Source organism: Rahnella perminowiae (assembly GCF_019049755.1).
GTDB lineage: Bacteria > Pseudomonadota > Gammaproteobacteria > Enterobacterales > Enterobacteriaceae > Rahnella > Rahnella perminowiae.
Window position 1 is genome coordinate 1 of sequence record NZ_JAFMOS010000475.1, and the last position, 11,689, is coordinate 11,689.

12 protein-coding genes are annotated in these 11,689 nt (G+C 51.5%); all 12 read right to left on the minus strand.

Annotation, left to right across the window (positions count from 1 at the left end; translation table 11 throughout):
- Positions 1-95: 95 nt before the first annotated feature.
- Positions 96-1,175 carry a hypothetical protein gene (locus J1785_RS08870; RefSeq protein ID WP_217219244.1) on the minus strand — a complete coding sequence of 360 codons (1,080 nt, stop codon included), beginning with the start codon at positions 1,173-1,175 and terminating at the stop codon, positions 96-98.
- Positions 1,172-1,429 carry a PAAR domain-containing protein gene (locus J1785_RS08875; protein ID WP_217219252.1) on the minus strand — a complete coding sequence of 86 codons (258 nt, stop codon included), beginning with the start codon at positions 1,427-1,429 and terminating at the stop codon, positions 1,172-1,174. Before J1785_RS08875 ends, J1785_RS08870 begins: the two co-directional genes overlap by 4 nt.
- A 2-nt stretch (positions 1,430-1,431) precedes the next feature.
- Positions 1,432-3,753, minus strand: a complete 2,322-nt coding sequence (locus tag J1785_RS08880) for a T6SS phospholipase effector Tle1-like catalytic domain-containing protein (protein WP_217219245.1) — start codon at positions 3,751-3,753, stop codon at positions 1,432-1,434.
- Entirely contained in the window at positions 3,738-4,256 is a 519-nt protein-coding gene (locus tag J1785_RS08885; protein ID WP_217219246.1) for a Tli1a family immunity protein, read from the minus strand. The genes J1785_RS08880 and J1785_RS08885 overlap by 16 nt, the downstream gene beginning before the upstream one ends.
- The gene (locus tag J1785_RS08890; protein WP_217219247.1) at positions 4,244-4,744 is read right to left on the minus strand and encodes a Tli1a family immunity protein; all 501 of its coding nucleotides are present in this window, start codon (positions 4,742-4,744) and stop codon (positions 4,244-4,246) included. The genes J1785_RS08885 and J1785_RS08890 overlap by 13 nt, the downstream gene beginning before the upstream one ends.
- Positions 4,732-5,244, minus strand: coding sequence for a Tli1a family immunity protein (locus tag J1785_RS08895; protein WP_217219248.1), 513 nt, complete (start codon positions 5,242-5,244; stop codon positions 4,732-4,734). The genes J1785_RS08890 and J1785_RS08895 overlap by 13 nt, the downstream gene beginning before the upstream one ends.
- Before the next feature lie 13 nt (positions 5,245-5,257).
- The gene (locus J1785_RS08900) at positions 5,258-5,998 is read right to left on the minus strand and encodes a toxin Tle1 chaperone Tla1 (RefSeq protein WP_217219249.1); all 741 of its coding nucleotides are present in this window, start codon (positions 5,996-5,998) and stop codon (positions 5,258-5,260) included.
- 10 nt (positions 5,999-6,008) lie between these two features.
- Positions 6,009-6,146 (minus strand): hypothetical protein, encoded by a 138-nt coding sequence (locus J1785_RS26725; RefSeq protein ID WP_238483149.1) that lies wholly within the window; start codon positions 6,144-6,146, stop codon positions 6,009-6,011.
- Positions 6,143-8,392 (minus strand): type VI secretion system Vgr family protein, encoded by a 2,250-nt coding sequence (locus J1785_RS08905; protein ID WP_238483150.1) that lies wholly within the window; start codon positions 8,390-8,392, stop codon positions 6,143-6,145. Before J1785_RS08905 ends, J1785_RS26725 begins: the two co-directional genes overlap by 4 nt.
- Positions 8,393-8,421: 29 nt before the next feature.
- On the minus strand, positions 8,422-9,105 hold the full coding sequence (gene tssL / locus J1785_RS08910) for a type VI secretion system protein TssL, short form (RefSeq protein WP_238483151.1): 684 nt from the start codon (positions 9,103-9,105) through the stop codon (positions 8,422-8,424).
- A gap of 261 nt (positions 9,106-9,366) precedes the next feature.
- Positions 9,367-10,470 carry a PDDEXK family nuclease gene (locus J1785_RS08915; protein ID WP_217219250.1) on the minus strand — a complete coding sequence of 368 codons (1,104 nt, stop codon included), beginning with the start codon at positions 10,468-10,470 and terminating at the stop codon, positions 9,367-9,369.
- A 10-nt stretch (positions 10,471-10,480) separates the two neighbouring features.
- Positions 10,481-11,689: restriction endonuclease subunit S (locus J1785_RS26730; RefSeq protein WP_238483152.1), on the minus strand; the 1,209-nt coding region annotated here is incomplete at its 5' end.

An 11,689-nucleotide genomic window follows, 5' to 3' on the forward strand; every position in this document is an offset into this window, starting at 1 on the left:
CCATTCTGCGCTGGGCTGGATGACCCCGTCAGAATTTGCTGAGAAGTCTGCCGGTTGCCAGAATACACAACCAACATGAAGCCGGTTATTCCTGATTATGAATGGATCACATACGGGGAGCGGGTCATACGGGCGGACAGTGCAGCAAGGGAAAGCACAATAAAAGGGGTCACCGCACCGGCATGACCCAGCCACGGCGTCAGCACGTGGTCAACCGCAGACCAGCCGGAAGGTAACAAGGTATCCATCGCCGTTTTATCAGCGGCAATCACGCGTTCAGGGGCGGCGTTCAGGTGGGCGTAGCGAGAAAATTGCCCGACCAGCTGTTGCGGGGTCTCACCCGCATCGGGGTTCAGGATTTCAGCGCGGTACATAAGTGCCAGCGCCTGATGACCGCACAGCCAGGCAAATGCACCTTCGCCTGCGACAGAGCCGTTATCCGCTTCGCCTTCACCGCATCCGGCGCACAGCATCAGCGCCTGTTCATCGTGCGGCGTGGCATCGATAACGCTGTCCAACTGGCGAGCGTCGAAAAGGCGTATAACATCCTCCGGCAGGCGGATGCCTTCTGACTCCAGCGCTTGCGTAAAAGCCGCCAGGCTGTCGTCGTCACCCAGCCAGCAAAATACCTGTACAGGCCGGGCTTCATCATTCTGGCGAAACTGCGTCAGCAAACGGCGGGCGAGATAACGGGCCAGCAGTACAGAACGGCTCTGCATCCCCAGCACCTGTGAGCAACGCAGCAGCGCACTACCCGAAGCGTCAGTACTCTGTAACGGCGTAGGGGGTAATGAAGACGAGAGCAAAGGCTCGTGGTCGGCATCTTCATCGCCGAGCGGCGTGACCAGCAGGACGTGTTCGACGGGTAATGTGCGGGAGCGATATTGCCACCAGGCATCAAGGGACTCGGCTATCGTTACCTGATAGGTATTGCGGTTGTACAGCGCCACCAGCCAGACCAGCCAGCGTCCGGCCACGGCAATCAGCCACAGCAACAATGGAAGTACCAGACTCCAGAACCAGAATGACGGCGTGCGCGTGGGTTTGCCTTCAGGCCACAGCAGCATGGTCGCCATTGCCGACAGAAAAAGAATGACCGGGAGTGCCACCCACCAGCGCCGCCAGCGGGCGCGGTGAATATCGGCGTAGTCAGGATAACGCGGCGGGTGATTCATCCGCGCACGTCCATATGCGACAGGGAGCTGACCAGCGTACAACCACAGGCGCATTTATGCCCGTCGAGCGCCAGTGCCTTACCGTTCATGATGCTGCCGGTGGTGCCCTGCGCAATGGTGGTCATGCCGTGCTGGTTACATTTGACCTTATCGTCAACGCAGGCCACCGCCTTACCAAAGGCGCTATAGCTGCCGCTGAGCACTTCACCGCCGTAGGGCTTCAGCGTATCGCCCACGCGGATGAGTTTTTGCAGGCTCATACGATATTGGCCCCGGAGGCTTTGAGCATCTCCAGCGACGATGACATCATGGCCTGATGGTTGCTGCTGATGGTGGCAGAGCGATTTTGAGCCACCGTAAGGCCCGGCTCCGTACCCGGCAGAGACTGCACGTCGGCGGTGAGTTTTTGTGTGACGCCGTTTGCCAGGTCTTTGACTTTATGGACTTCAGGCGCATACGCCGTTTTCGGCTCCACCAGATAGATAACATTGTTGGAGGTTGGCGAAGCGCCCACCACCTTGCCTTCCACCGAAATCAGCTGCAGCTTTTTGTTAGCCTTATTGCCACAGTAAATCATGCGATAGCGGAAGTAGCCGCCCCAGGGCTCACGTCCACCGAGTGCGCTTTGCATAAACCAGGCGCGGGAGTCGTGGATCTGCTCATCGTAGAATGCCAGCAGTTCAGCGCGGGGTTGGGTGCGGATACCGGTCCCCAGACTGTCAATAAATAACTGCGGATAAAGCCTGTCGCCGTCCGCTTTCATCTCTTGATATTCGGCCTGGTCATCATCACCGTTAATCAGAAACACGGCATGCTTGGGAATAACATCAAGCGCAATCTGTTTGGTTTTTCCCCACCAGTCGCCATTAATATCGCGCCCCCACTCTTTATAGTCGTGCTGAAACTCACGGGCAGCTTCGCGCAACTGGTACTGCGCGTTGGTGGGGTCGAGATCGGGTTTGCCCTGTAAGCTTTCATCGAGCGGCTGGCGTTTCTTTTTCGCCTCGGCACGACGCGTAGATAGCGCCTTTACCTCAGCGTCATGTTTGTCTTTTTCGTCTTTCAACTGTTGAGTATTTAGCTGTGGGGCCTGATTGAAGAAACTCCGGGCAAACGTCTTGTCCTGGGAAAGCATGCTGCCATGGGCATAGCGACCAATGCGCCAGGCGGTGATCCAACCCACCTGATCGATAACGGCGCTTTCAAGGGTTTGAGAAAGTTGATATGCGCGATAGCCACTCTGGCTCTCTGCGGTTTCTTCAGTGCCCTGCAAGGTAGTGTTAAGTAAGGTTTGTCGCCAGATATTGAAGCGTTTGGTGACTACAGGAGCAATTGCAAACTCAGTAACTGAATTACCAGACATTACACGTGAGGGGGATTTATCTTTTATATACTCCGTGACGCATTCAGGCAGCACCGTCAGGGGCGCGCCAGCCTCAAACGCTGCCGCGTACATATCGTGAAGAACAATTTGTGACAGCAGTTTACCGGAGTTATCGAGAGATTTTCCCTGATCGCCCGGTGGATAGCCGCCGCCAACATCAGAATGCATACCGGGATAAATAACTTCGTTAGAATAAGAAGGATAACTACCATCTTCAGCCCGGCGAATTGAATCCAGCGGGAAACACAGGCGCTGTTCGTGCGCCGCAACAAAATGACGACAGCATTTAATCAATCCGGGGAATTTAGTTTCATCAGGCAGCGGTTGAGAATTATCCGCCCAGCCCATATGACCTGCGGCTCCGGGCAGCACGTGTGCAGCACCGACTGAGGCTACGGTATCCAGCAGGCCAGCAAATTCAATACTGACAGGCAATCCGGCCAGAGTGAGTGGTTGATATCCCCCAGATTTATTGGGTGCTGGCAATTGCGTCAGCCAGTTGATAAAGGTTCTGGCTTCAGCGGCTCCACGTGAAAAACCATAAATGAACAGCTTTACCCCCAGCAAATGGGGCTGCTGCCTTTGTTTAACCTGACTTTCCAGTGCCTTTAATAAGGGATTAATGGCGTTGCGACGATTCACTTCACCCGAGAAAGGCGCATGAGCACGCATATCGGGTAACATTCCTTTGGCAACATCATCGTCAAGCCGCTTAGCACCTTTAGTGATCGTCTGACTTAGGGCATCGACCAACCTTAATAACGCCCAGTTAATGCGATCTTCTCCGCCAGCGGCAAAAGCCAGACCATCGTTGCTGTAATCCATTTCGCCAATTTTAGGGAAAGGTGTGCCCACGCCTGGAATGTAATAGCGAAAGTAACCTTTGTCATGACCTTCAATACTGGCATGAAATAATTTAGCAACATTGGTAGGGTGTGTGGGATCACTGTTTGTATCGTGATATTCATTGTTGCCTGTACCATCAAAGAACAGGCTGATATGCACGCTTTGGCAACAGACAAAACCCGTTCTTCGCCCCGTTTGCGCCCCTAACCGGGTTTTATACTCTTGCTCTTCCTGTATTTGCTTTTTATAGTTGCTGTTAACCTGCTGTTCACTCAACGGTAAACGCCCGCCTTCGGGGAATAACGGTGGTGCCCAACACGGATTGGCTAAAGTCATTTCACTGGACATGAGGAAGGCTCCTTCATATGGCGAGGTTCTTTAATCGGATAGTCAGGAGTGCCAAAACCGAAACAAGATGTGGTGACTTTGACCTGATCACAAGGCAGGAAATGCACGGTTAAACCACAGCGTTCTTTGCCGTATTGGGGGATATCAACAATAGTACTGTGCTTCTGAAAGCTCTCTTTCAGCTTCTTTTCCCAAATCAGGTAATTATCCCAGTCTTTATAGCCTGGAAATGCCGGTGCCGTATGAGGGTCAACTTCCCACTCGATTCGGGCTTTTAATCCAGGTTTCCATTGCTCAGGCAGTTGAACGCAGCAGTACCCCCCTCCATCGCCAAATGGACTGATATTAGGACCGCCATAGCCGTTTACTTTGACGTAGTTAATGGCTGATGAGGTATGGTTAACCCCACCAATATCCCCGGAGGTATAACCATCATCACCAGCATGAGAACAACCAGACACAAAAAAAATAAACATCAGAAAAACAAATCTTAAGCCGGACATGATGCTGGCTCCTTCATATGGCGAGGTTCTTTAATCGGGTAATCAGGGGTGCCGTAGCCAAAACAGGAAGTGGTGACTTTAATCCGATCACAAGGTAAGAAATGCACGGTTAAACCACAGCGTTCTTTGCCGTATTGTGGGATATCAACAATAATGCTGTGTTGCCGATAATTTGCTTTATGAAGCGCATATGCCTTCCGATATTCGTCAGTACCCAAAGGCGGCAAATGTGCATAGGGTTCAGGATCGGTTTCCCATTCAATGTGCGCTTTCAATCCGGGTTTCCATTTGTCCGGTAGTTGAATGCAGCAGTAACCACCGCCAAGTCCTGGTACATGGTATCCATTCACAGAAAAACCATTGACTCCAATACCATCAACATGGTTAACAGCGCGCAAATCGCCAGCGGTATAACCCTCATCACTGGCATGTGAGCAACCAGACACAAAAAAAACAAACATCAGAAAAACAAATCTTAAACCGGACATGACGCAGGCTCCTTCATGTTAAGAGGCTCTTTGATTGGGTAATTCGGTGTACCGTATCCTGAGCAAACTGTTGTTACTTTTACCTGATCACAGGGCAAGAAGTGCACCGTTAAACCACAACGTTCTTTGCCATATTGTGGAATATCAACAACAACACTGTGTTTCTGAAAGCTGCTTTCCAGAACACTTTTCCATGCGTTAAATTTTTCCCTATCTTTATATCCAGGGAATGGTGGTGCTGTATGAGGATCAACTTCCCACTCAATATGTGCTTTCAATCCGGGTTTCCATTCATCGGGAAGCATGATGCAACACGAATTACCGGTTAGTGTTCCACCATAGCCATTAACAGAAAACGAGTTAACCCCACTATTTGTCATGTGATTGAAACCTCGTAGGTCGCCAGCGGTATAACCCTCATCACCGGCATGTGAGCAACCAGAGAGCAATATCGCCACTGCGACTATCAGTCCATTGATAAAGCATGCTTTTTTCTTCATCTTCACTCTCCCGTTATTCCTTAAAATCCAGCAAACTGCCGAGATAACCGGCTTCATTTGCCTGCAAAGCTATCGCCATACAGTGGGCAAAGTGCGCTTCCCGCGTCATGTTCGGGGCTGGCAGTTCCTTCCTGAGTGCTTCTGCATCACTGATGCACCCCATCATCTCTACCTGCGCATCATCCACCCGACTCATTTCAGGCTCATCGGCAAGCGCGCGCTCAGGTATCCAGGCACCCGCTTTCCAGGCGGGGTCACCATCACGATTTCGCCAACTCCAGAACAGGGCGATATCCGTAAACGCAGCCTGTTGCTCTGGCGTCAAAACGTGCTCGAACAGCGGCGCAAATATACGGTTGTCGTAGTAACGCAGCAGCCCGGTCTGTTCTTCCCAGTGAACCTGCGATAACGCCTGAAGGTGGCGGCTTAGCAGGTCAAAGCTCAGCGGTGAAATCAGCAGTGTCAACCGTGGCGTACCTGCGAAATGCTCGACCAGTTGCTCAAGCCAGCCACGGTGGTTACTGACGGGGAAATGCAGCCGCATCAGTATCGGTGAGTATTCAGTTGTTCCGGCTTCGGGCGTGTCCTCAAACAGCGCGAACCAGCGTATAGCCGGTGAAAGCTGGCGCAGCGCATTCTGCAGGGGCTGTTCGGTTCCGGCCTGGTCCACCAGAACATCAACGTAGTCCTGTCCGGTTGCGGTACAGAGTGCTTCGGCCTGCTTTATCCACGCCGTGCCGGTATCGGTCGTCATGTCCATATCCTTATCCACGCGGTGCGAAGGCCGCCGCTTCTTCCTGCGCCCGTTTCAGGCAGTCTTTACACACCGATTTTGGCAGTTCTGGCAGTGGCGTATCGACACTGGCTGGCGCATCCCACACGTGCTGCCCTTTCAGGCTCATTTTACCGGGGTATGAATGCTGATATCACCCTGCGGTGAAATGCTGATGGTTCCGCCACCGCACCCCAGCACAATGCCGTTCTTCGCCGAGAGGTGAAGCTGACCCTGGGTGGACTGCACGGTGACATCTTTCAGGCCCGTGAGTGCCATAATGTCGCCGTGTGATTCGACGGTGAGTGGCCCTTTACCGGACACCAGCCGCATCCCTTCCTGCTGTGCCAGCATCGAAATAGCCTGGCTGGCGTTTACTGAGATACGCTGGCCGCTGGCAATGCTGGTTTCATCCTGGCTTTGCAGGTGTAGCGTTTTTCCGGTGTTCAGTAAGATGGACTGCGGGCTGACCACCCCGATACCGTCTGGTGCGCTGAGCAACATCGCCGGGGATTTCAGCTGGTCGGCAGCGGCAAGATAAGCTTTGAGGTGGGTGGCATCAGGTTGAAGATTGTTGTGTGACTGGGTGATGGTGCGCCATTCATCTATCTGGCTCACGGCACCTTTAACCAGGCTGATGGCCGGAGTCATGTCCAGCACCCGGCCGGTGGCGGTAGCCTGGGCATCTGCGGTCAGGTAAAGCCCTTTACCGGCGCGCAGCGTACCCGTGCTGTCGGTACGCAGTTCAAACCCTTCACCGCGCTTGTTGCGCGAGCTGTCCACGATATGGCCGAGTGACAGCTGGCTCTTGCCGCCGAATTCAGTCGATAATTTTACGTGCTCATAACCTCTCTTATCCTCAAATCTCAGTTTGTTATTTGAAGGAGTTCTGAGCACATTACGTTGATAGTTATAGAGATTGACGTGGTCTTCATGGCGGGAGTCGTGCATGGCACAGAGAATATAAGGCCGGTCCGGGTCGCCGTTGGTGAAGGCAATCATCACCTGGGTTCCCGAAATAAGCGGGAAGTGCCAGCCGTAGACATTACCTGCGTAAGGTTTGGCAAGGCGTACCGGGACACTTTCAAAGCCAGGTTGCCAGGCAGTGTTCAGGTCAAACTGGAAGCGAACGCGGTAGCGGCCTGTTTCATCAAGCTCAGCATATTGCGCGTTTTCGACCGGGCTGGTGACGCGTGCCAGCAGCGTACCGGCAATGGTGGGGCGTTCCAGCAGCGGCGGACGATATGAAATGTGCTGGCGGTTAGGGATGGCAGTAAAGCTGATGGTATAGGCCGTATCACGGGATACCCGAGATGACGATGTGGAGACCACTATCAAGCCATAAGGAGCATCTTCCCAGGATTTACCCTCAGGATTGATGATCATTCCCGGACGAATATCCATGCCGTTCGATTTGCCGTCAAAAATCACCTGTTCGCTGATAAGGCGCTCGCGGCGACGTTTGACAAACCAGCGGCCTTCTTCCGGCTGTTCTCTGGCTTCTTTACCCTGTTCCAGATAGTGCTCACCGTAGCGGTAGAGCTCACCGGTCAGTGCAGGTTTATCGAGGTCGGTGTCGGCATTCGCCTGCATGTCGTTTTGTGCCTGGCGGTAATATTCATCGTTGACGCGGCTCTGTCCTGCTACCGAATGGCGATTTACCGAGATACCCCACAGGGATTCAAGGCCACCGTCAAACAAACCTGACGGGTTGCGGAACGCAATAGACGGACCGTCTATAAAGGCATAGCCAGAGTCACCGAGTACCAGCACGTCACGGTGATTTTCCGCGTCCCAGGCAAAGTAATAGAATACGCCGACACGCGCCAGATGACGCTGAATGAAGGCCAAATCGCTTTCTGCATAGGAGATATAAAAGTCGCGTACCGGGTATTGTGTGCTGAGCTGGTAGCGATAATCGAGGCTGGAGAATTCCCAGCGTTTGAGAATATCTTCTACGGCACCAATAACACTTATATTCTGATAAACCGCATAGGTCAGGCTGTTTTGCAGCAGTGCGAGCTTCGGCTCCAGCACCACGACATAGCGGGTGATATCGGCGGAACTTTCGCACTGTTGAAAAGAAGTAATAACGCCACGCAGTACGCGAGGGGTAACGGTCTGCCAGGGCTGACCATCCGGGTACAAAAGAAACTGTGCAGTGGTATTTATCAGAATGTCAGCCGGAATGTCCGGGGTCGCACTGGTCAGTTCAATGGTGTAACGCCACGGCGTACTGAGGGCTTCCTCGCCGCTGAAACGCAACACCGACAGCTGAATATCAGGACGCAGCTTGTGCAGTTCCGCCACGCTTAGTTGATAGTGGTTATAAACCGGAATCTTTCCGCCCGGAAGACTAAAATTATTTTCACTCATGTCTGACCCTCTCCCTGGTTATCGGTGTTTCAGCCCCGTGTGTACCACTGTCCGAGTAAGTAATGCAGATGAACGCTCGCGCCGCAGGTGACAGCTGCTATTAAAAGCAATGCTACTCCCCGCATTATCCACGGTGAGCGCCGCCAAAAACGGATATCAGGTCGGGAACGTCGGATAAAAACGGAGTTATTGATTTTGCCCTCAGGGGCAGGAAGGCATTCACAGAGCTGGTTCATCAGCGCCTGGCGTTCGGGATGATCTTCTACGCGGTATTTCCCTCGGTACCCCAATAACAGCATGCGGTAATAACAGGTGACTAATACAAGGGAGGGAGCAGGCTCACGCAACAGCTTTTTGATGTGTTCATAGAAGAGATCGCCACCATGGAGGTGATCGAGAAAATGGCCCTGCAGCGGCGTACGGTTCCACCAGGTGGACACATCCGTATCCGGTTGGGACATTATTGCTTCATCCACAAATACACAGTGGGCGAATTTGATTTCTTCGGCGAGCCAGTCAGAGGCACTGGAAGAGACTAGTTTATCCTGTACCTGCTGGATCATACCAAGGCAATGCTGATACAAACCGTCGTCAACCACCGGAGGCTTACCGTTTCTGATGGCAAGGGCTAGCAGCCAGGTATCCTGCATCAGGATATCAATGCCCTCAGCTGTGGGTTCAATGTTATCCAGTCCATTTTTTGATAAACGCAACGCGCAACATCCATATATTTAGTGTGGCTTTAAGGCGAGTATAAATTGATCAGCGCCCACTACTCAAGCGTATTAATGACGCATGGTGCAGACTAACTAGCTGTTCTAACAGGGAACCGCTGGTAAGCATCCGGGGTCCCGCACGGGGTTGGGCCAGCGTAAAGATAGAGGGGCGCGACTCTCCCTAACTCATCTCAATAAGATTCCATCCGGTGAAGAGATGACAAAAGGCCTTTTCAGGCCTCTTATCAGTCTGGGATTTTACATTGGAACATCCCAGCTTTTGAAATGACGCATCAATTTTTCAACCGTATGTCGCCATTTTGGCGTAGTGGGTTTGCAGACGGTGTTTTGGTTACCGAAGAATCCAACCTCATTCACAGCTTCATGTTCGCTGCGGGTTTCAAGCCATTTCACCGGCACAAAATACTCTGATTTATCGGGATCATCCGCGTTCTGGCGATACAGTTCGCCATGCTTCAGCACGTCCATCGCGAGTTTTTCGCCGTCTTCAGTGTTGAGCGTAAAACTGCTGGCAGGTTCAACGGCGCTCTGCACTATGCCGACGCCGACATAACCCGTTGCCGGGATCTTTACCCAAACACGATCACCAGGCTGAAGCTGTTTTAAGGTCTGGCTGTACCAGCTTCCGCCACCCGCGCTGATAAACCCATAGCGGCGGGCCTCTTCCCAGTTACGGCTGCTTGGGTCGCCAAACGAGACATAGAACTCACCGTTCCACGGCTCCTTGGTTTTGGCACTGGCCCCTGCGGTCGCTTGTACGGCGTTAGTTTGTGTCTCGCTCGGATCGATAAGCCAGGCACGGCTTAAAAACTGTTCGTCGCCGTGCTGGAATACTTTGAAGAACAGAACGTTTATAGAGATACCCTTCTTACTGAGATAGTCCACGATGCGTTCAGTCGACGGATCCAGCTCGGCAGCCACAATGATGATTTGGTGCGACTGGTTGATGGACTCTTCTTCCAGCTCGGTATTGAAACGTTGCTTAAACGCGTCACCCAGATTGCCGCCACCGGAAAATTTCTCATAAATCTGTGAGAGACGGTCTGCGGTTAAATCATCCACCCACGAAGCGTAATCCAGCGCCTGCGCCACCACTTCACGCGGTGTACGGTCGCGTTTAAGCTCAATTAATATCAGCGAGGCATCCGGCGCAATCGCCAGCAGATCTATACGCCCTTTATCGAGCGTATTTTCCTGATGCCCGATAATCATCCACTGGTCAGAGAGGATGGTAGGATCATTTAAGATCATCTTCTCCAGCAACTGCTCGCTAGAAAGTTTGCTGATGGTCAGCGGCTGAGGGTTATCCCCCACCCGCCAGATAGCATGATGAACCGGCATCGTCTGTTCCTTAGTTTAATGCTGCGTCAGTGAGTGCATCCGCCAGATGGAGCTGGGTTTGCTGAGCAGATTGCAGGCGAGACTTGAGAGTGTCACTGATAAGTAATAGGTCATTGAATTTGGCAACAATCCTTTCTTTTTCTTCTTTAGGAGGGACGGCGATCAAACAACCTCTTAATTGAGTTTTATTGATTGAGGCAAGATTAGTCGTTTGTTTGCTTGAGCCTGAAAAATACTCTCTAGCAAATGGGCCATTGAGAAAATTTGAAAGCCAAACTACATCCTGTTCTGGCAAGATTTTACGAGCTTTAAACACATGGTTTTGGTGTGCCATATATGACATGTCATTTTCAATCCAAATCGCTGTTCGACCAACTTTATCCCAATCCCCACCTTCAGTAATTAATAGGTCACTGTTGTAAACTTTGTATTTTTCCATTTCTTCAAGCGGGATTTCTGTGGTTTTTACAACGCTGAGGTCAATATAACCACGTTGGACATTTGCAACACTAAGATATGGAACTGTGACTAATTTCCTGCCCTGCAATTTTCGCCCTTTGGTAATGCCACTTTGTATATCGACAATATCTTCAAACCGGCACCATTCCCACCCCACTGGCAACTCAAACGGTTTTTCCTCTTCACTAATCGGCGGCAAAGGTTTTTGTTTTTTAATTTTCCCTTCTTTCACCAGTTGCGCTTTTTCCTGCTCAATACGTTTAAGCAGTTCAGAAGCAGGTTCATCGTTCGGGTCTTGCGGCACCAGTTTACCCATCACTGCCAGTTGCAAAATGGTTTGCTTCAGTGCGTCGATACTGGCTTCAGTGGTAAACAGCGTGTCGAAATGCTGGCTGATTCGCGCCCAGTTCTCGGCGAGTTCTTCGGCATTTTGGCTGGCGGTAAGCGTTGCCAGCAGGGTTTCCACCAGTTGCTGATGCACGTCCAGACTGGTTAGAGATTGTTGTTCAAGTTGGTCGCAGAGGGACATTAATTCGTTTATTTTGGCGATAATTCGCTTCTGTTCAGACAAAGAGGCAAGAGGTACAAGAAAACGTTCTAAATCAGTTGCAGCAAGATTTGGTTGTGCTGTTCCATTATCATATTTTTTTATGTATCTATAAGAAACAGGAGTATTAAAATAAAGATTAACATATTCATTATTTACTAATGGCAATGTTCTAACAATTACCAATGAGGATGCAATTGCACCTGACAAGTT

Bases quoted from the DNA above. Each gene is read 5' to 3' on its own strand.
- J1785_RS08870 (WP_217219244.1), bottom strand. From the start codon at position 1,175: ATGAATCACCCGCCGCGTTATCCTGACTACGCCGATATTCACCGCGCC.
- J1785_RS08880 (WP_217219245.1), bottom strand. From the start codon at position 3,753: ATGTCCAGTGAAATGACTTTAGCCAATCCGTGTTGGGCACCACCGTTA.
- J1785_RS08885 (WP_217219246.1), bottom strand. From the start codon at position 4,256: ATGTCCGGCTTAAGATTTGTTTTTCTGATGTTTATTTTTTTTGTGTCT.
- J1785_RS08890 (WP_217219247.1), bottom strand. From the start codon at position 4,744: ATGTCCGGTTTAAGATTTGTTTTTCTGATGTTTGTTTTTTTTGTGTCT.
- J1785_RS08895 (WP_217219248.1), bottom strand. From the start codon at position 5,244: ATGAAGAAAAAAGCATGCTTTATCAATGGACTGATAGTCGCAGTGGCG.
- J1785_RS08900 (WP_217219249.1), bottom strand. From the start codon at position 5,998: ATGACGACCGATACCGGCACGGCGTGGATAAAGCAGGCCGAAGCACTC.
- J1785_RS26725 (WP_238483149.1), bottom strand. From the start codon at position 6,146: ATGAGCCTGAAAGGGCAGCACGTGTGGGATGCGCCAGCCAGTGTCGAT.
- J1785_RS08905 (WP_238483150.1), bottom strand. From the start codon at position 8,392: ATGAGTGAAAATAATTTTAGTCTTCCGGGCGGAAAGATTCCGGTTTAT.
- J1785_RS08915 (WP_217219250.1), bottom strand. From the start codon at position 10,470: ATGCCGGTTCATCATGCTATCTGGCGGGTGGGGGATAACCCTCAGCCG.